At 73.2% G+C, this 20,341-nt stretch carries 19 protein-coding genes; 7 read left to right on the plus strand and 12 right to left on the minus strand.

Annotated elements, in window-relative coordinates:
• Nucleotides 1-18 precede the first annotated feature (18 nt).
• Together glpK and ACH5HR_RS04290 are read left to right on the plus strand one after the other, a co-directional pair.
• A complete protein-coding gene (glpK, locus tag ACH5HR_RS04285) occupies nt 19-1,536 on the plus strand; it encodes a glycerol kinase GlpK (protein ID WP_402372784.1) in 1,518 nt (505 codons plus the stop codon).
• A gap of 109 nt (nt 1,537-1,645) precedes the next feature.
• Nucleotides 1,646-2,803 carry an FAD-dependent oxidoreductase gene (locus ACH5HR_RS04290; protein WP_416476431.1) on the plus strand — a complete coding sequence of 386 codons (1,158 nt, stop codon included), beginning with the start codon at nt 1,646-1,648 and terminating at the stop codon, nt 2,801-2,803.
• Between the two features lie 18 nt (nt 2,804-2,821).
• Here ACH5HR_RS04290 and ACH5HR_RS04295 read toward each other — a convergent pair whose 3' ends face one another.
• Nucleotides 2,822-3,418 (minus strand): TetR/AcrR family transcriptional regulator, encoded by a 597-nt coding sequence (locus ACH5HR_RS04295; protein WP_416476432.1) that lies wholly within the window; start codon nt 3,416-3,418, stop codon nt 2,822-2,824.
• Complete coding sequence (locus ACH5HR_RS04300) at nt 3,402-4,115, minus strand: YqeB family protein (protein ID WP_416476434.1); 714 nt, start codon at nt 4,113-4,115, stop codon at nt 3,402-3,404. The genes ACH5HR_RS04295 and ACH5HR_RS04300 overlap by 17 nt, the downstream gene beginning before the upstream one ends.
• Nucleotides 4,116-4,169: 54 nt before the next feature.
• On the opposite strand from ACH5HR_RS04300, the gene ACH5HR_RS04305 reads away from it, so the two are divergent.
• Nucleotides 4,170-5,930: an alpha/beta fold hydrolase gene (locus ACH5HR_RS04305; RefSeq protein WP_416476436.1), complete on the plus strand. Its 1,761-nt coding sequence runs from the start codon at nt 4,170-4,172 to the stop codon at nt 5,928-5,930.
• A gap of 34 nt (nt 5,931-5,964) precedes the next feature.
• Here the strand turns inward: ACH5HR_RS04305 and ACH5HR_RS04310 are convergent, their stop codons facing one another.
• A complete protein-coding gene (locus tag ACH5HR_RS04310; protein WP_416476437.1) occupies nt 5,965-7,440 on the minus strand; it encodes a helix-turn-helix domain-containing protein in 1,476 nt (491 codons plus the stop codon).
• A 130-nt stretch (nt 7,441-7,570) separates the two neighbouring features.
• Here ACH5HR_RS04310 and ACH5HR_RS04315 point away from each other — a divergent pair, with 130 nt between their 5' ends.
• On the plus strand, nt 7,571-9,496 hold the full coding sequence (locus tag ACH5HR_RS04315) for a phosphoenolpyruvate carboxykinase (GTP) (RefSeq protein ID WP_416476438.1): 1,926 nt from the start codon (nt 7,571-7,573) through the stop codon (nt 9,494-9,496).
• A 24-nt stretch (nt 9,497-9,520) separates the two neighbouring features.
• Here ACH5HR_RS04315 and trpS read toward each other — a convergent pair whose 3' ends face one another.
• The 4 genes from trpS to ACH5HR_RS04335 form a co-directional block, all read right to left on the minus strand.
• A complete protein-coding gene (trpS, locus tag ACH5HR_RS04320) occupies nt 9,521-10,636 on the minus strand; it encodes a tryptophan--tRNA ligase (RefSeq protein ID WP_416476439.1) in 1,116 nt (371 codons plus the stop codon).
• Between the two features lie 152 nt (nt 10,637-10,788).
• The gene (locus ACH5HR_RS04325; RefSeq protein WP_416476441.1) at nt 10,789-11,910 is read right to left on the minus strand and encodes a hypothetical protein; all 1,122 of its coding nucleotides are present in this window, start codon (nt 11,908-11,910) and stop codon (nt 10,789-10,791) included.
• A 51-nt stretch (nt 11,911-11,961) separates the two neighbouring features.
• Nucleotides 11,962-13,023, minus strand: coding sequence for a proline racemase family protein (locus ACH5HR_RS04330; protein ID WP_416476442.1), 1,062 nt, complete (start codon nt 13,021-13,023; stop codon nt 11,962-11,964).
• On the minus strand, nt 13,010-14,122 hold the full coding sequence (locus ACH5HR_RS04335) for an alcohol dehydrogenase family protein (protein WP_416476444.1): 1,113 nt from the start codon (nt 14,120-14,122) through the stop codon (nt 13,010-13,012). The genes ACH5HR_RS04330 and ACH5HR_RS04335 overlap by 14 nt, the downstream gene beginning before the upstream one ends.
• Nucleotides 14,123-14,201: 79 nt before the next feature.
• On the opposite strand from ACH5HR_RS04335, the gene ACH5HR_RS04340 reads away from it, so the two are divergent.
• On the plus strand, nt 14,202-14,693 hold the full coding sequence (locus ACH5HR_RS04340; protein WP_416476446.1) for a tRNA (cytidine(34)-2'-O)-methyltransferase: 492 nt from the start codon (nt 14,202-14,204) through the stop codon (nt 14,691-14,693).
• 81 nt (nt 14,694-14,774) lie between these two features.
• Entirely contained in the window at nt 14,775-15,716 is a 942-nt protein-coding gene (locus tag ACH5HR_RS04345; RefSeq protein WP_416476447.1) for a helix-turn-helix transcriptional regulator, read from the plus strand.
• Here ACH5HR_RS04345 and ACH5HR_RS04350 read toward each other — a convergent pair.
• Nucleotides 15,603-16,769, minus strand: a complete 1,167-nt coding sequence (locus ACH5HR_RS04350) for an MFS transporter (RefSeq protein ID WP_416476449.1) — start codon at nt 16,767-16,769, stop codon at nt 15,603-15,605. The two genes, ACH5HR_RS04345 and ACH5HR_RS04350, sit on opposite strands and share 114 nt — an antisense overlap.
• A gap of 81 nt (nt 16,770-16,850) precedes the next feature.
• Here ACH5HR_RS04350 and ACH5HR_RS04355 point away from each other — a divergent pair, with 81 nt between their 5' ends.
• Nucleotides 16,851-17,522 (plus strand): AIM24 family protein, encoded by a 672-nt coding sequence (locus ACH5HR_RS04355; RefSeq protein WP_402377650.1) that lies wholly within the window; start codon nt 16,851-16,853, stop codon nt 17,520-17,522.
• On the opposite strand, the gene ACH5HR_RS04360 is transcribed toward ACH5HR_RS04355, so the two are convergent.
• The 4 genes from ACH5HR_RS04360 to ACH5HR_RS04375 are packed head-to-tail and all read right to left on the minus strand — an operon-like array spanning nt 17,509 to nt 20,339.
• Nucleotides 17,509-18,258, minus strand: coding sequence for a ThuA domain-containing protein (locus ACH5HR_RS04360; protein WP_416476450.1), 750 nt, complete (start codon nt 18,256-18,258; stop codon nt 17,509-17,511). The two genes, ACH5HR_RS04355 and ACH5HR_RS04360, sit on opposite strands and share 14 nt — an antisense overlap.
• A 52-nt stretch (nt 18,259-18,310) precedes the next feature.
• Nucleotides 18,311-18,916, minus strand: a complete 606-nt coding sequence (locus ACH5HR_RS04365) for a thymidine kinase (RefSeq protein WP_402377655.1) — start codon at nt 18,914-18,916, stop codon at nt 18,311-18,313.
• A gap of 50 nt (nt 18,917-18,966) precedes the next feature.
• Complete coding sequence (locus ACH5HR_RS04370) at nt 18,967-19,848, minus strand: HpcH/HpaI aldolase/citrate lyase family protein (protein ID WP_416476452.1); 882 nt, start codon at nt 19,846-19,848, stop codon at nt 18,967-18,969.
• Nucleotides 19,845-20,339, minus strand: coding sequence for a MaoC family dehydratase (locus ACH5HR_RS04375; protein WP_402377661.1), 495 nt, complete (start codon nt 20,337-20,339; stop codon nt 19,845-19,847). Before ACH5HR_RS04375 ends, ACH5HR_RS04370 begins: the two co-directional genes overlap by 4 nt.
• Nucleotides 20,340-20,341 lie beyond the last annotated feature (2 nt).

The following is a 20,341-nucleotide window of genomic DNA, read 5'->3' on the forward strand; positions in this document are numbered from 1 at the left end:
GACGCAAAGGAGCACACCATGGCGGACTACGTCCTCGCCATCGACCAGGGCACGACGAGCTCGCGTGCCATCGTCTTCGACCACTCGGGACGCAGCGTCTCGACCGGCCAGATCGAGCACGACCAGATCTTTCCCCGGGCCGGCTGGGTCGAGCACAACGCCGAGCAGATCTGGAACAACGTCCGCGAGGTGGTCGGCCTGGCGCTGACCCGCGGCAACATCTCGCACGAGGACCTCGCTGCGGTCGGTATCACCAACCAGCGTGAGACCGCCGTGGTGTGGGACAAGAACACCGGCAAGCCGGTCTACAACGCGATCGTCTGGCAGGACACCCGTACCCAGGCGATCGCCGAGGAGCTCGGCGGCGACGAGGGTCCCGACAAGTACAAGTCGATCGTCGGCCTGCCCCTGGCGACGTACTTCTCCGGCCCGAAGATCAAGTGGATCCTCGACAACGTCGACGGCGCCCGCGAGGCCGCGGAGAAGGGCGACCTGCTGTTCGGCAACACCGACACGTGGGTCGTGTGGAACATGACCGGCGGCCCCGAGGGCGGCGTCCACGTCACCGACGTCACCAACGCCTCGCGCACCATGCTCATGGACCTCGACACCCTGAGCTGGCGCGAGGACATCGCGGCCGACATGGGCATCCCGATGTCGATGCTGCCCGAGATCCGCTCCTCGTCCGAGGTCTACGGCCGCGGCCGTCCGCGCGGGATGGTCCCCGGCGTGCCGATCGCCGGCATCCTCGGCGACCAGCAGGCCGCGACCTTCGGCCAGGCGTGCTTCGAGGTCGGCACCGCCAAGAACACCTACGGCACCGGCAACTTCATGCTGCTCAACACCGGTACCGAGAAGGTGCCCTCGGAGAACGGCCTGCTCACCACGGTCTGCTACAAGATCGGTGACGCCGACCCCGTCTACGCCCTCGAGGGGTCCATCGCCGTCACCGGGTCCCTGGTCCAGTGGCTGCGCGACAACCTCGGCCTGTTCGCGGACGCCCCGGACATCGAGTACCTGGCCGGCAAGGTCGAGAACAACGGTGGCGCGTACTTCGTCCCGGCCTTCTCCGGCCTCTTCGCCCCGTACTGGCGTCCCGACGCCCGCGGTGCGCTCGTCGGCCTGACCCGGTTCGTCGACCGCAACCACATCGCGCGCGCCGCCCTCGAGGCGACCGCGTTCCAGACCCGTGAGGTCATGGACGCGATGAAGGCGGACTCCGGCGTGGAGCTCACCGAGCTGAAGGTCGACGGCGGCATGGTGGCGAACGAGCTGCTCATGCAGTTCCAGGCCGACCAGCTCGGTGTCGACGTCGTCCGTCCCGAGGTCGCCGAGACGACGGCGCTCGGTGCCGCGTACGCGGCCGGCATCGCCGTCGGGTTCTGGCAGGGCGAGTCCGACGTCACCGAGAACTGGGTGGAGGGCAAGCGCTGGACGCCGTCGATGGCGGAGGACGAGCGCGAGCGTCTCTACCGGCAGTGGAAGAAGGCCGTCACCAAGACCTTCGACTGGGTGGACGAGGACTCGGGCGAGTAGTCCCGCTCGCCCCGCCGATCGACGAAGGCCGCCGCCCAGGACGACGGCGGCCTTCGTCGTGAGCGCTCGCTGCTGTCGGCCGTGACCGTCCGTGCCCCATCATCGGAGCATGACGACGACGAGGAACGCCGTGGTGGTCGGTGCCGGCATCGGCGGTCTCACCACTGCCGTCGCCCTGCGACGACGCGGCTGGGACGTGACCGTGCTCGAACGCGCCCCGTCGCTCGAACCCGTCGGTGCCGGGATCGCGCTGGCTCCCAACGCTGTGCGCGCCCTGGCGACGACGGGCGTCGGCGACCGGGTGCACGAGCTGGCTGCCCTGCAGGGCCCCGTCGGTATCCGGCGGCCCGACGGCGACTGGCTGGTCCGCGGTGACGCGGCCATGGCCGGCGAGGCTGCCACCGTGCTCCTGCACCGCGCCCGGCTCGTGTCGTTGCTCACCGACGAGCTTCCCGACGCGTCGCTCCGGCTCGGCGTCGAGGTCGTCGGCGTGGACCCCGGCGGGCCGGACAAGCCGGCGACCGTGACGACCGGTGCCGAGACCTGGTCGGCGGACCTGGTCGTCGCCGCCGACGGGATCGACTCCCCTGCACGGGCCGCGCTGTTCCCGGACCACCCTGGACCGGTGTATTCGGGCGCCACCGCCTGGAGGTTCGTCACTGACCGACCGGTCATCGTCCAGCCGGCGGAGACCTGGGGGCGCGGCGCCGTCGTCGGCCTCACGCCGCTCGCCGACGGCCGGGTCTACGGCTACCTCACCGCGACGCTGCCCGAACGGACACGCTTCGACGACGAGCTCGGCGAGCTGCGACGGCGGTTCGCCGACTGGCACGATCCGCTGCCCGCGCTGCTCGCGGCCCTCCGGCCCGACCAGGTCCTGCATCACGACCTGCGATGGTTGCGCACCCCGCTGGCCCACTACCACGTCGAGCGGGTGGCGCTCGTCGGGGACGCGGCCCACGCCATGCCGCCGAACCTGGGGCAGGGCGGCGCCCAGGCGATCGAAGATGCCGTGGTGCTGGCCTCCGTGGTGGCCGATGCCGGGACCGAGCAGCTCCCGGCGGCCCTGGCCTCCTACACGGACCGTCGGCGCGACCGCACCCGACGGATCGCGCGGACCTCGGCGCGCATCGGCAGGATGACGACCTGGCGCTCCCCGACGGCGGTCCGCCTCCGGGAGGTGGGCATGCGCGCGGCCGGTCGCTGGGCACTGCCCCGCGCCGCTCGGCGGCTCGACGGCATCCTGGGCTGGCAACCGCCGGCGTGACCTCCTGCGGATGGCCTGTCAGCCGCCGCGCAGGAAGCTGCGGGCGGTGGCGACCAGGAGCTCTCGCTCGCCCTCGGCGGTGAACCCCTCGTCGACGGCCACCCGTTCCAGGAACCCGTCGGTGAGCAGCGCCAGCCAGGACACGATCCGGGCGGCGGGCAGGTCGGTGCGGACCTCGCCGTTCGCCTGACCTCGCTCGACCCACCCCCGCAGCACGTCGCGCTGCGCCGCGTCGTCGGCGGCGAGCGCCTCGGCGACGGCCGGCTCGTGCATGACGCCGGCGACCGCCCGGACGAACCCGGGGACGCGCGCGTCGGCGGCGTCGTCCGCTGTCGAGGCAACGAGCTCGAGGAGGACGCCGAGCGGGTCGGTCCGCCCTTCGAGGCCCGCCGCCCGTTCCCTCGTCTCGGCCGTCCCGAGCTCGAGGATGGCCAGCAGCAGGTCGGCCTTCGTCGCGAAGTAGTAGAAGAACGTGCCGGACCCGATGCCGGCCCGCCGGCAGATGCGAGCGGTCGTGGCGCCGTCGTACCCGCGCTCCGCGAAGACCGTCAGGCCGGCGTCGACGATCTGCAGGCGTCGAGCCGCGCGCCGTTCGGGGTCAACGGGACGAGCCACGGGCACCGCCCTCGGCACCGGCCGTCGTGCGGCGCACCTGCAGACGGTCGTCGCGCACCCGGACCGCGAGGTCGTGCGCACCGAGCTCGGTGTCGAGCTCCGCGACGGCCGCAGCGTCCTTGCGCTCGCGGAGTCGACGGCGCAGCAGCGCCCGCTCCGTCTCCGTGAACCCGGGCCGGCCGTCGACCCAGCCGACATAGTCGCCCTCGTACGGGTCCTCGTCACGCCACGGCCAGCCGTGGCCGACGAGCGCGTCGCGCAGCTCGGCCGACCGCAGGTCGTCGGCGTCGAGGCGGGCGCGCACCCGGCCCTCCGCGGTGACGAGGACGAGGTGCCGGCCGTCGCGGAAGACGGCGGAGACGTCGCTCCGCTCGATCCAGCCCTCGTGCTCGTCGGTGCGGTGCTCGAGATGGTCGTCGGCGACGGTCAGCCGCAGCGCCTCGGCGACGGCGACGAGCGCGAGCCAGGCACCGGCGACCAGGCCGAGACCCGTCAGGATCGGCACCGACCAGCCGAGCGGCAGGCCGGCGACGAGGTTGATCGCGCCGTGGACCGGCAGCGGCGTGCCGTCGAGCGCGTCCTGGAGCCAGCGGGCGAACGGTGGCAGCGCGACGCCCAGCCCGACGGCCAGCACCAGGACGCTCAAGGCGATGAGAATGGGCGCGACGCGCGGCATGCGCACCTCGGTGGGGGTCATGCCGCAATTATTGGAGCAAGCACTCTACGAACGCAACCGGCCTAGGGTGGCGAGGTGAGCATCACCTCGACCTCCGAGTACACCATCCCCGGCGCCCACGTCACCGACCGCACCCTCACGGTCCCGCTCGACTGGGCGGACCCCGACGACGACCGCACCCTCTCGCTGTTCGTGCGCGAGGTGGTCGCCCCGCAGCGCCGTGGGGACGACCTGCCGCTGCTGGTCTTCCTCCAGGGCGGCCCCGGCGGCAAGGGGCCACGCCCCACCGGCCCCGACGGCTGGCTCGGCAAGGCCCTCGAACGGTTCCGCGTCGTCCTGCTGGACCAGCGCGGCACCGGACGGTCGACGGCGGTGCGTGCCGCGGCGCTGCAGGCGCTCGGCTCCCCCGAGGCGCAGGCCGAACACCTGAGCCACTTCCGCGCGGACTCGATCGTGCTGGACGCGGAGCACGTGCGCCGCGAGGTCTACGACGGACGACGCTGGTCCACGCTCGGCCAGTCCTACGGCGGGTTCCTCACCCTCACCTACCTGTCCCTCGCACCCGAGGGCGTGGCGGCGTCGTACGTCACCGGCGGGCTCGCCGGGCTGACCGCGAGCGCGGACGACGTCTACGGACGCACACAACCGCGCGTCGTCGCCAAGAACGCGCTCTTCCGGGAGCGGTACCCGCAGGACGTCGAACGGATCGGCCGGATCGCGGACCGGATCGCCGCCGGCGACGTGCGCCTGCCGGGCGGAGACCTGCTGACCGTCGAGCGCTTCCAGTCCCTCGGCATGGCGTTCGGGATGGGGCCCGGTTTCGAGCGCGTCCACTGGATCGTCGACGAGGCGTTCGACGACCTGTCCGCACCGGGCGCCGCCGACACCCTCACCGACACGTTCCTCGCCGAGGTGGAGTCCGCCACCGGGTTCGCCACCAACCCGCTCTACGCGGTGCTGCACGAGTCGATCTACGCCCAGGCGGGCACCGGTCCGACGGCGTGGGCCGCGCAGCGCGTGCGCGACGGCGATCCCACCTTCGCCGCGGACGCCCGGCCGCTGCTGTTCACCGGCGAGATGATCTACCCCTGGATGTTCGACCAGGTCGCCGCCCTGCGTCCGTTCCGCGCGGCCGCGGAGGCGCTCGCCGCACGCGACGGCTGGCGCGACCTCTACGACCTCGACGTGCTCGCGGCGAACGAGGTGCCGCTCGAGGCGGCGGTCTACCACGACGACATGTTCGTCGACGCCGACCTGTCCCTGGACACCGCCGCCCGCGTCGGCAACGCCCGTGCGTGGGTCACCAACGAGTTCGAGCACGACGGCCTGCGCGCCGGCGACGTGTTCACGACGCTGCTCGACCGCCTCGACGCCCGCGGCGGCCCGCTGCGCGAACCGGAGGACGTCCGGTCCTTCGGCTGGTTCGCATACGCCCCCGAGTCCGGCGAGGTGTTCCGGCCCGACGACATGCGGTCGGACGACGCGGACGCGACCGGCGACGCCGCCGAGGTCTCGGCCGACAGCCCGGTCGACCCGCCGTCGCCGCGGACCGCGTACGAGGTCCGGCTGGCGAACGACTACTCCTGCGACTGGCCCCTCTGGTCGGACCTGCCGGCACGCATCGAGGACGCGCTCGACGACGCCTTGCGGGCGAGGCTCCGCGCGTGGGCGGACGTCTTCCAGGAGCACTTCGACCCGTTCGACGGCTGGGACGATGCCGCGGTGGCGGACGAGCACCGCGGCGAGGGTGAGCGCCTGCGCGACGCTCTCCGGGCGGCTCTGCCCTGGCCGTGGACCGTGCGGCTCGAGGCCTGGGAGCACCGACTCGCCAGCTGAGCCGTCAGCGTGCGCTACCTCGCGCCGTCGTGCGCTACCTCGCGCCGTCCTCGGCGGGCGGCGCGTGGCGCTCCAGGAAGCGGTAGACGTCGGTGTCGTCGACCCCCGGGAACACTCCCCGCGGCAGCGCGGCGAGCACCTGCTGGTGCATGCGCGCGCTCGGCCACGAGTGCGCCTGCCACCGCTCGGTGAGGTGCGACGGCGGCCGCTGGCAGCAGGCGGGGTCCGGGCAGGTCGAGGTCCGGCGCACCTGGGTGTCGCGACCCCGGAACCACTTGGCGTGCGCGTACGGCACCCCGACGGTGATCGAGAACTGCCGCCCGTCGGCGGCCGTGCCCGTCTGCACGGAGTCCCAGAAGGTACCGGCCGGTGTGTCCGTGTACTGGTACGACTCCGACGCCCGGTCCCGGCGGGTGAAGGCCTCGCGCGCGGGCCACCGGCGGCACACGAGCTGGCCTTCGATGGCGCCGGTGACGTCCTGCGGCAGCGGCAGACCGTCGTTGGCGTACCCGCGGAACAGCGCGCCGTCGTCGCCGACCCGCAAGAAGTGCAACGGGATGCCGAGGTGCACCGTGGCGAGGTTCGTGAGCCGCATGGCGGCCGCCTCGTGGGTGACGCCGAAGGCGTCCCGGAAGTCCTCCACCGCGAGGTCCTTCTCGCGCTTGCGCTGCGACAGGAACTCGACGGCGGCCGACTCCGGGATGAGGCACGCCGCCGCGAAGTACGTGATCTCGACACGCTGCCGCAGGAACTCGGCGTAGGAGCGGGGCCGCTCGTGACCGAGCACGCGGTGGGCGATGGCTTGCAGCGCCAGCGAGCGCAGGCCGTGCCCGCCGGGGATCGAGGCCGGCGGCAGGTAGATCCGGCCGTTCTTCCAGTCGGTGACCGAGCGGGCGGAGCGCGGCAGGTCGTCCACGTGCAGGATCGTCAGCCCGAGGTCCTCGGCGATCCTCGCCACTGTGCGGTGCGTCAGCGCACCGCCGGTGTACCCGGCGCGGCGCGCCATGTCCTCGCCGATCTCCTCGATGTGCGGCATGTGGTTGCCGCGCTCCTGCCGCTCGTGCCGCAGCACCGTGTTGGCTCGCCGCGCCTCCTCCGGCGTCGCGATCGCCTCCTCCTCGCGCCGGGAGAGCTCGGCGTGCAGGCCCACGAGCTGTTCAAGGACGGGCACGGGCAGCTTCTGGCTCGGCTTGATCCCCGGCAGCCCGAGCGTGGCGAACAGCGGGCCGCGCTGCGCGCGCTCGAGGGCGATCTCGAGGGCGGCGCGGCGCGACGGCGGCTCGTCGGCCAGGAGGTCGGCGAGCCCCACGTCGAGCGCCTCGGCGATGGCGCGCAGGAGGGAGAGCCGGGGCTCGCGGCGGCCGTTCTCGACGAGCGAGAGGAGGCTCGGTGCGGCGTCGACGGCCCTGCCGAGCGCGTCCAGCGTCAGTCCGCGGGAGGTGCGCGCGTGCCGGATGCGCCGCCCCAGGGTGATGAGGTCCGGGGTCTCCGACGCCGCCGTGGTGGTCATGGCTTCACGCTACGTGAAGATCTGCGAATCTTCACGGCCGTCCGGATGGAAACCCGCCGCCACCGAGGCGCAGAGTGGAAGCAGGAAGCCCGTCCGCCGCGACGGGAGAACCATCACGGACGGAGCCGCCATGCACTTCACCGCCAATCCTCGACGGACCCGGCTCGCGGTCGCGGAGCTCGCGCCGGACACGCTGGGCCGCACCGATGCCGCCGGCTTCCCGGACACGTTCGGTGCGCCGTCGGCCGCCGTGCCCGTCCGCGACCCCTTCGCCTGGGTGGCCGAGATCGCCGAGCTCACCCAGCCGGACGAGGTCGTGTGGTGCGACGGTTCTGCCGAGGAGAAGCAGCGGCTGATCGACCAGATGGTCGCGGCGGGCACGCTCCTCAAGCTGAACGAGGAGAAGCGCCCCGGCTCCTACCTCGCGCGCTCCGACCCGTCCGACGTCGCCCGCGTCGAGTCGCGCACGTTCATCTGCTCGGAGCGCGAGGTCGACGCCGGCCCGACGAACAACTGGTGCGCACCTGCCGAGATGCGCTCCGAGCTGGACGAGGTCTTCGCCGGCTCCATGAAGGGCCGCACGATGTACGTGGTGCCCTTCTCGATGGGCCCCGTGGGTGGGCCGATCTCCCAGGTGGGCATCGAGATCACCGACTCCCCCTACGTCGTCGTCTCCATGCACGTGATGACGCGGGTCTCGAGCGAGGTCCTCGACCTCATCGAGGGCGGGCAGCAGTGGGTCCCCGCCGTGCACTCGGTAGGCGCACCACTCTCCGACGGGGACCAGGACGTCGCGTGGCCGTGCAACGAGACCAAGTACATCGTCCACTACCCCGAGGCGCGAGAGATCTGGTCCTACGGTTCCGGCTACGGCGGCAACGCGCTGCTCGGCAAGAAGTGCTTCGCGCTGCGCATCGCCTCGGCGATGGCCCGTGACGAGGGCTGGCTGGCCGAGCACATGCTGCTCATCCGCATCACCTCGCCCGAGCAGCGCCAGTACCACCTGGCTGCCGCGTTCCCCAGCGCCTGCGGCAAGACGAACCTCGCCATGCTGCAGCCGACGGTCCCCGGGTGGACCGTCGAGACGATCGGCGACGACATCGTCTGGATGCGCCCCGGCCCCGACGGCACGCTGCGTGCCATCAACCCGGAGGCCGGGTTCTTCGGGGTCGCACCGGGCACCGGCGTCGAGACGAACCCGACCGCCATCGAGACGCTCACCCACGACGTCATCTTCACCAACGTCGCACTCACGGACGACGGCGACGTCTGGTGGGAAGGGCTCACCCCGGAGCCGCCCGAGCACCTGGTGGACTGGCGGGGCGACGACTGGACGCCCACCGACGGGGAGGCCGGCCGGCCCGCCGCGCACCCGAACTCGCGCTTCACGGTGGCGGCGGCGCAGTGCCCGTCGATCGCGGACGTCTGGGAGGACCCGGCGGGCGTGCCCGTGGACGCGATCGTCTTCGGCGGGCGGCGGGCGACCAACGTGCCGCTGGTCGCCCAGGCGACGAGCTGGGAGCACGGCGTGTTCATGGGGGCCACGATCAGCTCCGAGCGCACGGCCGCGGCCGAGGGTGCCGTCGGCGAGCTGCGGCGTGACCCGTTCGCGATGCTGCCGTTCTGCGGCTACAACATGGCCGACCACTGGTCGCACTGGCTCGAGGTGGGCGCCGGCCTGGACTCCGAGAAGCGACCGAAGATCTTCCAGGTCAACTGGTTCCGCAAGGACGCCGACGGGAAGTTCATCTGGCCCGGGTTCGGTGAGAACTCGCGAGTGGTCAAGTGGATCGCCGAGCAGATCGACCGATCGCGCGGCGTGCGCACCGACGCCGGAGCCGTCCCGTCCGCCGTCGGGCTGCTCCCCGCGCCCGGGGCGCTCGACGTCGACGGCCTCGACGTCTCCGACAGCGACCTGGAGGCTCTGTTCGACGTGCCCGCGGAGGCCTGGCTCGCCGAGGCCGAGCTGACGTCCGAGTTCTTCGACACCTTCGGTGACCGCATGCCGGCTGCGCTGCGGGACCAGCTGGCGCGGCTCGGCGACCGGCTCCGCTGACCCGTCCCGGCCGGTGGGCGCCGGTCAGGAGTAGACCGTGCCCATGAGCTCGCGGACGTCGGCCAGCGTGCCCTCGGCGAGCACCGTGGCCCGCGCCGCTCCCCGCGCGAGGACCTCGCCGACGACGGCGCGACCGTCCGCGGCGAGGTCCCGCCGTCGGGCCCGGATCGGCCGCAGACCCTCGACCACCGCCTCGGTGACGACCTCCTTGAGGCGTCCCGCGCCCGCCGAGCCCACCGACGCGGCGAGAGACTCCGGCGTCGTCCCCGCGAAGTGCGCGCCCAGGCGCAGCAGGCTCGCGACCTCGGGGCGGGCGTCCGGCTCGAAGGTGATGTGCCGCTGGGAGTCGGTCCGGGCGCGCCGCAGGTAGGCGGCCGTCTCGTCCTCGTCCGCGCGGAGCTCGAGCACGTTGCCCCGCGACTTCGACATCTTCTCGCCGTCGTTGCCGAGGACGGTCGGCATGTCGGCGAGCAGCGCCTCCGGCTCGGCGAAGTACGGCTGCGCGGCGGTGAAGCGCTGGTTGAACCGCCGGGCGACCGTGCGCGAGGTCTCCAGGTGCGGCAGCTGGTCCGTGCCGACGGGCACCAGGTTGCCGTGCACCGCCAGGATGTCGGCGGCCTGGTGGACCGGATACGTCAGCAGGAGGCCCGACATGCCGCGGCCCTGCCGGCTCGCGGCGTCCACGGACTCGGCCTTCACGGTGGGGTTCCGCTCCAGCTCGGCCACCGTGACCAGGGACAGGAACGGCAGCATCAGCTGGTGCAGGGCCGCCACCGCCGAGTGCGCGAACACCGTGGTGCGGCGGGGATCGATGCCGGCCGCCAGGTAGTCAAGCACCACCTCGCGGACGACGGCGGGCAGGTCGCCCGTCTCGTCGCGGTCGGTGATGACCTGGTAGTCGGCGACGACGAGGATCACGTCCACGCCGGCGTCCTGCAGCCGCACGCGGTTGGCGAGCGTGCCGAGGTAGTGGCCCAGGTGCAGGGCGCCCGTCGGGCGGTCCCCGGTGAGCACGCGGAACATGCTGGGGTCGCGGGCGATGCGCCGCTCGATCTCGGCGCTGCGGGTGCGGGCGGCGCGCACGGAGGCGGTCTCGCCGTCGGCGGCGGGGTCGGCGGCGGGGCTGGTCGTGCTGGTCATCGGTCGGCTCCTTCGGTGGTGCCGCCCACCGGTGCCCGACGTCGCCGCGTTCGCGACGAGTCCCGGGCTGCGGCGGGCAGCTCGGGACTCGTAGGCTCGGGGCGCGTCAGGTCACGGCTGCTGCTGCAGCCGCCACCAGTCCGTGCGCCTCGTCATGAGGTCAGGTTAGCGGAGAACGCCGGGTACCCGGCCAGCCGGGGTGCGTCCCACGCGGCGTCGGCGCGGTCGGCGGACTCGCCGAAGAGCTCGGCCAGCCGGGGGAACGACCGCTCCAGGTGCGTGGCGCCCCACCGCCACCGGTTCACCAGCAGCTCGCGGTACGGCGGTGCCTGGTCGGTGAACCCGACGTGCTGGTCACCTGCCCGGGCACCGCGGTCCATCCAGCCGCTCGCCGCCAGGATCCAGGCCGCGCACGCGGCGTCGATGTCGTCGTCCCACGTGGGCGACTCCGCGAGCGCCGGTGCCGACTCGCCGAGCCCGACCCGGAACGCGGCGAGCAGGTCGGCGGTGAGCCCTGGCGGCGGGTCGTACACGCACCAGCAGGTCGCGAACGGCAGGAGCGTGTACGCGGCGTCCAGGGCGACGTGCTGGACCGAGGTGCCCTCGAGGTCGAGGAACCGCCAGCCGCTGGGAGTCAGGACCGCGTTGTCGGGGCAGGTGTCGGTCGGCGAGATGACGTCGCAGTCGCCGGGCTGCAGGACCACCTCGAAGCGGGCCAGCTCCGCGGCGAGTCCCGCGTCACCCGCGAGGACGTCGTGCGGGTCGCGACCGGTGAGCACACCCAGGCCGTCGACCACGACGTGGCGGGCCGACCAGCGGTCGCCCACGCCCGCGGCGGCGAACCGCTCGCGCGCGTCCCCGAGCCGCCCGGCGGACCGGCCGAGCATCGCGCCCAGCGCCCGCGCCCAGTCGTGCGCGCCCTCCCAGGCAGCGGCGCGGTCGTCACCGAGCAACAGGTCGGCAAGAGTGGGCCCGTCTCCGAGGTCCTCCAGGACGAGGGTCATCGCCTCGTCGTCGCGCGCCGCGGGCCGGGGCACGCCGTCGAGCACGTCGAGGCCCACCGCCTCCCGCACGAAGCGCTCACGGGCTTCCGCGCCGTCGTCGTGCACGCGCTTGACGACGACGGTGCTCCCGTCCGGGCCGGCGCACCGCACCACGGTGGACCGCAGCGAGCCTCCGAGCGTGCCGGTCAGGGTCAGCGGGACGCCGAGCATCGCGGCGGCGCGGTCGGTCAGGTCGTGCAGGACGGCATCGCCGGTCCCCGTGCTGGCCATGCCACCGCATGCTGCCATGGAACGCCGACCGGCGAGGGGATCCGTCGACCGTCAGGGGGCGGGATGGGCGGGCTGCACCGCGAGCACGTGCTCCAGGTCGGAGGCGTCCACCAGCGGGTCGTCCAGGTCGACCGTGATCTGCGAGTGCGCCATGAGCCGCGCCGACCCGGTGATCGTGGAGTGCAGCGCACGGTACGCACCCACGTGAGCCTCGCCCAGCACCGTGCCGACGAACCTGCTGCCGCGCGGTGAGATCGTCTCCAGCGCGTCGCCCTCCGCGATCTCTCCGCGCTGCACCATGAGGGCCAACCGTGCGGACGTCCCGGTCCCGGTCGGGCTCCGGCAGATTACTCCCGGGTGGACGTACGTGGCCGACGGCGACTCGAGACGACCCGGTCCCGCACCGCGGACCTCCCCCATGAAGTGGGCGAACGGCAGCGGGCCGACGTCGCCCAGCTCGGGATGCTCCTGCAGCAGACCTGGCCTGGCGGCCCGGACGAACGCGTCGCCGAACGCCGTCAGCGCGATCTGTTCCTCCGCGTTGATGCGGAACCCGTACGCGGCCGCGTCGATCAGCGCGTAGTAGGCACCGCTCCACACCAGGTCGAAGCTCACCTCGCCGTAGTGCGGCACCTCGACGCGCAGCCCTTCCTCGGCCACGTACGCGGGCTCGCCCTGGGTGGTGATCGAGGCGACGCGGCCGTCGGTGATCCGGGCCGTGATCCGCGCGAGCCCGGCGGGCGACTCCAGCACCACGCTCTGCAGGCCGTCGTCGGAGCGCATCGGGATCATCCCGCTGGACAGCAGCGCCGTGGCGGTGCAGATGGTGTTGGACCCGGAGTACAGCGGGTAGCCCATCGCCTCCATGATGATGTAGCCGGCCTGGGCCTCGGGGTGGCTCGGCTCGACGATCAGGTCCACGGACATCGCGGGGTCGCCGTACGGTTCGGACAGCAGCAGCCGTCGCAGGCCGTCGCCCTCACGTTCCAGGTAGCGCGCCTTCTCGAGCACGCTCGTGCCCGGGATGAGCTCGACGCCCTCGGTGACGATCCGGCTGACGTCACCCCCGGACTGGGTGTCGATGAGGTGCAGGGAGCGTTCACGGTGCGGCATGCGGCGCTCCCACGGTGTCCCAGTGCCGGTCGGGGACCACGACCAGCTTGCCGATGTACGTCTTGCTCATGAAGGTGCGTTGCGCCTCGTGGAAGTCGGAGAGCCGGAACGTGCGGTCGAGCAGCGGCTTGATCTCGCCGTCGGAGATGTAGCGGACCAGGCGGCGGAACGCGGTCCGCGTGCCCTGGGAGGAGCCGTGCAGCTCGAGCTGCTTGAGGTACATGGTCCGCAGGTCGAGGTCGACCACGGGCCCGCCGATGGCGCCCGCCGTGCTGTAGCGGCCCTCGGGGCGCAGGATGCGCAGCAGGTCGTTGAACATCGGCCCGGCCACGAGGTCCGCGACCACGTCCACCGGCCCGTCGACCACGCGCTCCACCTCGGCAACGAGGTCCTCGACGTCGCGCAGGATCGTGCCCTCGGCGCCGATCTCCCGCAGGGCCTCCTCCTTGCCGGCGCTGGTCACGGCGTACGGGATCGCGCCCCGGACCCGCGCGAGCTGGACGATCGCCGAGCCCACTCCTCCCGAAGCACCCGTCACCAGGACGCGTTCGCCGTCGGCCAGCCGCGAACGGTCGAGCATCTGCTCGGCGGTCAGGTAGGCGCAGCAGAACGTCGCCAGCTCGGCGTCGGAGATGTCGGCCGTGATCTCGTAGGCGTTCTCGGCCGGCACGGCCACGTACTCGGCGTACCCGCCGTCACGGCCGTGGCCGATGTAGTCGATGTCGGCCAGCGAGTCGTCACCCTCGGGCCGGTTGTAGATCGAGAAGTCGACCATGACGCGTGTCCCGACCCGCTCGGGCGGGACGCCGTCACCGACAGCGACGATCTCCCCGACGGTGTCCGTGCCCTGGATGCGCGGGAACTCGAGGGTGGACCGGCCACGCCGCCACGTGGACACCTCCGCGGCGTCGGTCTCGGAGCCGTAGGCGCCTTCGCGCACCCAGACGTCCGTGTTGTTCATGCCGCAGGCATGGACGTCGATCAGCACCTCACCCGCGTCGGGCGCGGGGGTGGGCACGTCGTCGCGATACACCAGTTGGTCGAGCCCGCCGTGACCGACGAGCTGCACCGCCTTCATCAGGTCCGGTATCGGTTCCATCTTTCGACACTAGGGGCGCCCCCTGGCGTCCGCTCCGCGAAGCGCCGATCGGATTCGCCGGGGTGGGAGAATCGGCGTCGTGCCCCAGCCAGACCAGCCGTCGTCCCCGTTCGCCCACGTCGTGTACTTCGAGCCGTGCATCCCCGGCAACACCGGGTCCGCGATCCGGCTCGCCGCCGTGACCGGGGCGCGCCTGCACCTCGTGGAGCCGCTCGGGTTCGACCTCTCCGAGGCGAAGCTGAAGCGCGCCGGGCTCGACTACCACGACCTGGCGGTCATGGACGTGCACCCGAGCCTCGACGCCGTCCTCGACACGCTCCCCGGTGCGCGCGTCTTCGCGTTCACCACCCAGGCGACGACGCCGTTCACCTCCGTCGAGTACGCACCGGGCGACGTGCTGCTCTTCGGTCCCGAGCCCACCGGGCTGCCCGACGACGTGCTGGCCCACCCACGGATCACCGACCAGGTGCGGATCCCGATGCTGGCCGGGCGACGCTCGCTCAACCTCACGAACGCCGCCTCGATCGCCGTCTACGAGGCCTGGCGCCAGACAGGGTTCGTCGGCGCGTGAGTCCCGCCAGGACCGGCCCCGGCGTCCGGCCCGGACGCAGGCTCTCGGAATAGACCTGCCCCGGACCGCGCTGACCCGGTCATGGTCGCCCTGGAGCCCGCACCGCCCGCCGCCCGCGCCGGAGAGCTCCACGCCGTCGTCGACGACGGCGCACCGACCGCCCGCTGGGAGCTCACCGGATCGAGCGTCCGCACCGTGGAGGCCGGTGCCACGGTCCATCTGCCCGGGCCGTCCGCATGGCTCCTGGTCCTCGACGGCGAGCTCGCGGTCGAGTCGTGGCAGTCCACCGAGGTGCTCGGCCCGCACGACGCCGCCTTCCTCGGCCGCGCGCACGCCTACCGCGTCGCCGCGACGACCACCGCGCGGCTCGTCCTGGCCTCGGTGCGCCAGGCGGGCGGCGAACCGCCCCTGCCGGAGCACTACGTCGCCCGCGGGTTCGGCACCGCGAACCGTGGGGTCACGGCCCTGGTCGAGCTCTGCCCCGTGTCCACGGCGCAGCACCTGAACCACTTCGCCGCGAGCTACGGCGAGCTCATCGCCGCGGCGATGCGCAAGCACCGGCTGGAGCGGGCCGGCGACCCGATCGTCCCGGCGGGCCTCGCGCCCGAGGTCGGCCGGGTCGTGGCCGCCGTCCTGCGCGACCCGGCTCACCCGTGGACGCTCGAAGAGCTCGCGCGCCTGGCGCACCTGAGCCGGTCCAGCCTCGGCGAACGGTTCCGCGAGGCGCTGGCCACCAGCCCTCTGCATTTCGTCCGTGAGGTCCGCATGCGCCGTGCCCGCGAGCTCCTCGCCGACGCCGACCACTCGGTCACCCACGTCGCGTTCGCCGTGGGCTACGGGTCCGTCGCCGCGTTCAGCCGGGCCTTCACCGCCGTGCACGGCATGACGCCGCGGTGCTGGCGGGCCGGGTCATGCCGGTCGACCGCGGAGGGTGGCGAAGCCGGCGGCGCCGACCAGCGCGAGGACGGCGCCGGTCAGGAGCACCGGCGTCAGGCCTGCACCGTCGAGCAGCCGGCCGCCTAGCACGGAGCCCAGCGTGATCGCGGCCTGGAAGGCGGTCACCTGCAGAGCGAGCGCCGACTCGGTACGCCGGGGCTCCGCCGTCGTGACCCAGAGCTGGGTCGCTACCGGGACCATGTTCATCCCGAAGCCCCACAGGACCACGGCCGGCACGACGACCCACAGCGAGGAGGCGCCGGCCAGCGCCGCCAGCGCCACGCCGAACAACGCCGGCCCGAGAGTCGTCGCGAGCCGCAGCCGGCGCGACAACGACCCCGCGGCGAGGTTGCCGGCGAGCCCGCCCAGCCCCCACAGGAGCAGCAGCAGGGCGACCATCGCGACGTCGACCCGCTCGATCGCGAGGCGGATGAACGGGTACGCGGCGAAGTTGCCCAGCACCGCCACGAACAGGAACGTGATGCCGAGCATGAGCCGCCGGTGCGTGAGCGCCTGCCGCAGCATCGCCAGACCGGCGCCCGGCTGCGCGGGCACGCTCGGCATCGCGAACCAGACGCCGGCGGCGCTGACCGCGGTGAGCGCCGCGGCGAGGCCGAACACCACCCGCCAGCCGAGCTGGTCGCCGAGCAGCGAGCCCAGCGGCACCCCGGCGATGGTGGCGACGCTGACCCCCAGGGCCAGCGTGGTCGAGACCGTGGCGGCCCGGCCCGGCACCGCGCGGATGCCGGCGGCGAACGCGAACGCCCAGTAGCCGGCGACCGCCACGCCCAGCAACAGCCGGCCGACCAGCAGCACGGCGAACACGGGAGCGACGGCGACGATCAGGTTGGCCACCGCGCCGATCGCCAGCAGCGCGACCAGCACGGTGCGCCGGTCCGTCCGGGGCAGGACGACGGCGATCGTCGGGGCGGTGAGGAAGCCGGCGACGGCGGTGGCCGCCACCGCCAGGCCCGCCGTCCCCTCGGTGATGCCGAGGTCCGCGGCCAGGCCGGGCAGCACCCCGGCCGGCAGGAACTCGCTGGAGACCAGCATCGCGATGCCGAAGGTGAGCGTGAGGACGGGCGTCCAGGTCGCTCGTGCCGTCGTGGTCGGGGTGGGGGTGCGTGTCGAGGTGGTCACCTGCCCATGCTGTGCCGACGCGAGCGGGAGAAGTTGATCGATCGCCGCACGATGTTGACCGGGATGCCGCAGGATGGGTCCATGCGCTCACACCTGTTCCAGCACACCGAACCCGAGGGCGAGCCCGGCAGCTTCCAGCTCGCGAACAAGCACATGCTCAAGGTCGACCTGACCGGCTCTGGCGGGTTCTTCTACGCCAAGCAGGGCTCGATGGTGGCCTACCAGGGCGACGTCGGCTTCGACTACGAGGGCAGCGGGTCCGTGACCAAGCTGTTCAAGAAGGCCTTCACCGGCGAGGGCATGTCGCTGATGAAGGTCTCGGGGCGCGGCGACGTGTTCCTCGCGCAGGACGCCGACGAGGTGTTCGTCCTCTACCTGGAGAACGAGAGCGTCACCGTCAGCGGTGCCAACATCCTGGCCTTCGAGAGCACGCTGACCTGGGACATCAACCGGGTCCAGGGTGCCTCGATGCTCACCGGCGGGCTCTTCAACACCACGTTCACCGGCACCGGGGCGCTCGCCGTCACGGCGTACGGCACCCCGGTGGTGCTGAACGTCGACGAGCCGACCTTCGTGGACATGCAGTCCGTCGTGCTCTGGTCGACCACGCTGTCCAGCTCGGTCCGCAAGACGGCCAAGCTCGGCGCCGTCATCGGGCGCGGCTCCGGCGAGGCGTACCAGCTGGGGCTCAGCGGTCAGGGGTTCGTCGTCGTGCAGGCCTCGGAGGGCCACCCGCCGGTCAAGACCGACTGATCGAGGCCCCGGCCAGCAGCCAGGTGACGGCCCGCAGGAGCAGGTGTCGATAGCCCGCGGAGTCGTAGGCGCGCACGTCGTGACCCGGTCCGCAGTACACGGTGCGGCCGCCGTGCGCCTCGGTGGCCCACACGACCGGCTGCGGCTCGCCGTCCTCGTCGGGCACCCAGCCGAGCACCTCCGACGACGGCGCGACGCGCAGGGCGCAGTACCTCTCGTCGAGGAGCTCGACGGTCGCGGCGGCCCCGGCGACGATGGCGTGCCCGCCGGTCGCCAGGGTCACGGTGGTCGGGCCGAACGGCGGGTCGTACGACGTCTCCGGCACCCAGCGGCCGCCGAGGATCTCCTCCCAGCCCGGCGCGTCGCGGAACGTGTTCGCCGACTGGTGCAGGGCGAGGATCCGCCCGCCCGCGCGCGCCCAGGCCTCGAGGTCGACGTGGAACGGCGCCCACGCGTCGTCGTCGGGCCCGATGCCGGCCTCCAGGTAGCCGGGCCAGGACGTCCCGGCGTTCACGACGAGCAGGTCGACGTCCTCCAGGTCGGCCAGGGCGTCGGGGAAGACCGAGCGGACGACGACGTCGGTCGGGCGCCCGTCGTGCTCCAGCTCGGCGAGCACGAGCGCGAGGCGGTGGCTGGTCGCGGCATGGTCGTGCCACGGGTCCTCGTACCGGCCGCGACCGGCCAGCACCAGGACGCGGTGCGGGTTCTCGGGCTCTTCGGCGGGCGTCGTCGTCACGACGTGATCGTGCCACGTTCCCGGGATGCCGGCAGGGGTCGCAGGACCGTCCCTACGGGTGCGCGGTCGCCCGCGGCACGCCCGGCGACCCGGTGACGATCGCGGTCTCGGGCAGCACGAAGCAGCGGCGGCACAGCGCCTCGTAGGTGAAGGTGCCGTCGTCCGGGATCGGCTCGGACGCGCCCAGCGGCTCGAGGAACGGCACCCCGTCGCAGAGCACCTGGGTGAACGCGGCGTGCAGGTCCTGACAGCGGTCGCACACGGCGCGGCGGTAGCGGACGTCCGTGGGGCCCAGCTCCAGCAGGGCACGGATCGTCGCGAACAGCTCGCCGCGGTGGTCCAGGTCGATGCCGCACGCCAGCACCTTGGTGCCGCGCAGCACCAGCTCCTCGACGACCCGGACGTCCGCCGGGGTGAACATGTGGACCTCGTCGATCGCGACGACGTCCTCGGTGGTGTGCAGCAGCGGCTCGAGCGTCTCCAGCTTGAGCGTCGGCAGCGAGGCACCGGTGCGCGAGACGATCCGCGCGTCGCGCACGTGGCGCGCCGACTGCACGACGGCGCAGCTCAGCCGCGAGTAGGCCAGCGGGGCTACCTGCGCGATGAGGTCGAGCGACTTGCCGGACTTCATCGGGCCGAGCACCAGCGACAGCTCCACCGGGCACCTCCCTGCGGTCCGCGGCGGGCCGGGCGCCCGCCGGAAGCACCTTAACGCTCGGGGCCGGCTCCTTCGGCGGCGACGGCGGCGGCCCCGGCTGCCCTCGCCGCTCGGGCGAGCACCGTGCGCGCGTGCCGCAGCACCGGTTCGTCGACCATGCGCCCCTCCGCCCGCACGGCCCCGCCCGACGGCGGCACCCCGGCGCCCTCGAGCAGCCTGCGGGCGCGCTCGACCTCCTGGTCCGGCGGCGTGTACGCCTCCCGGACCGCGGCCGCGTGGCGCGGGTGCACGCACATCGTGGCGGTGAACCCGCACGCCGCCGCGTCCCGGGCCTCCGCCGCGACGCCGTCGAGGTCGTCCAGGTCGACGTGCACGGCGTCGACCGCGGCCTTGCCGACCGCGCCCGCCGCGAGCAGCACGGTCGACCGGGCGTGCCGGGCCACGTCGCGGTAGGTGCCGTCGGGGTGCCGGCTGGACGTCCCGCCGAGGGACGCGACGAGGTCTTCCGCGCCCCAGGCGAGGGCCACCACGTCGGGTCGCATCGCGAGCGCCGGGGCGGCGAGCACGCCGGCCGCCGTCTCGCACAGGGCCACCACCGCGTAGGGGGCGCCGTCTGCGCGCAGCAGGGGTCCGACGAACCTCCCGTCCGCCTTCGGCAGCATCACGGTGGTGTACGCGGTGCCCGCGAGCGCCGCGAGGTCGGCCTCGTGGTCGGGCGTCCCGACGGCGTTGACGCGGACGACGGTGCAGGCCGGGTCGAGCGGGTGCTCGAGCAGCGCCCGGCGTGCGGCCGGGCGTCCGGCCGGGTCGACGCCGTCCTCCAGGTCGAGGATCACGCCGTCGGCCCGCTGTGCCGCCTTGGCGAACCGGTCGGGCCGGTCCGCCGGGCAGAACAGCAGCGCGGGGCCGAGGGTGAAGGGTTCTGGTGTCACGGCTCGTCCTTCCCGGCCTGCTCGTGCCCGGCCCGGGTCCACATCATCACCGTGCGCACGGCCCGGGCGACCTCGACGTCGTCCTGGTTGGTCCCGACGTGCTCGAGCGTGACGATCCCCGTGCCGGGCCGCGAGGCGGAGAGCCGCCTGTCGAGCACCGTCGTCGCCCCGTAGAGGGTGTCGCCGTGGAACATCGGCGCGGGGAAGCGGATCTCCGTGAACCCCAGGTTCGCCACGATCGTGCCGCGGGTCAGGTGGGCGACGCTCAGCCCGACGAGCGTGGCGAGCGTGAGCATCGAGTTCATCAGCGGCCTGCCGAACGGCTGGGTCGCCGCCCAGGCCGCGTCCAGGTGCAACCCTTGCGGGTTCATCGTCACCGACGTGAACAGCGTGTTGTCCGCCTCGGTGAGGGTGCGCCCCGGTCGGTGCACGTAGCGCACGCCCTCGTCGAGCTCGTCGTGGTAGAGGCCCCGCTGGATCTCGTCACGCATCG

Source organism: Isoptericola maris, from assembly GCF_048065335.1.
Classification (GTDB): domain Bacteria; phylum Actinomycetota; class Actinomycetes; order Actinomycetales; family Cellulomonadaceae; genus Isoptericola; species Isoptericola rhizosphaerae.

Coding starts and splice junctions, on each gene's coding strand:
- ACH5HR_RS04315 (WP_416476438.1), top strand. CDS start 7,571: ATGCACTTCACCGCCAATCCTCGACGGACCCGGCTCGCGGTCGCGGAG.
- ACH5HR_RS04300 (WP_416476434.1), bottom strand. CDS start 4,115: ATGACCCCCACCGAGGTGCGCATGCCGCGCGTCGCGCCCATTCTCATC.
- ACH5HR_RS04355 (WP_402377650.1), top strand. CDS start 16,851: ATGCGCTCACACCTGTTCCAGCACACCGAACCCGAGGGCGAGCCCGGC.
- ACH5HR_RS04290 (WP_416476431.1), top strand. CDS start 1,646: ATGACGACGACGAGGAACGCCGTGGTGGTCGGTGCCGGCATCGGCGGT.
- ACH5HR_RS04335 (WP_416476444.1), bottom strand. CDS start 14,122: ATGGAACCGATACCGGACCTGATGAAGGCGGTGCAGCTCGTCGGTCAC.
- ACH5HR_RS04330 (WP_416476442.1), bottom strand. CDS start 13,023: ATGCCGCACCGTGAACGCTCCCTGCACCTCATCGACACCCAGTCCGGG.
- ACH5HR_RS04375 (WP_402377661.1), bottom strand. CDS start 20,339: ATGCGTGACGAGATCCAGCGGGGCCTCTACCACGACGAGCTCGACGAG.
- trpS (WP_416476439.1), bottom strand. CDS start 10,636: ATGACCAGCACGACCAGCCCCGCCGCCGACCCCGCCGCCGACGGCGAG.
- ACH5HR_RS04345 (WP_416476447.1), top strand. CDS start 14,775: ATGGTCGCCCTGGAGCCCGCACCGCCCGCCGCCCGCGCCGGAGAGCTC.
- ACH5HR_RS04325 (WP_416476441.1), bottom strand. CDS start 11,910: ATGGCCAGCACGGGGACCGGCGATGCCGTCCTGCACGACCTGACCGAC.
- glpK (WP_402372784.1), top strand. CDS start 19: ATGGCGGACTACGTCCTCGCCATCGACCAGGGCACGACGAGCTCGCGT.
- ACH5HR_RS04310 (WP_416476437.1), bottom strand. CDS start 7,440: ATGACCACCACGGCGGCGTCGGAGACCCCGGACCTCATCACCCTGGGG.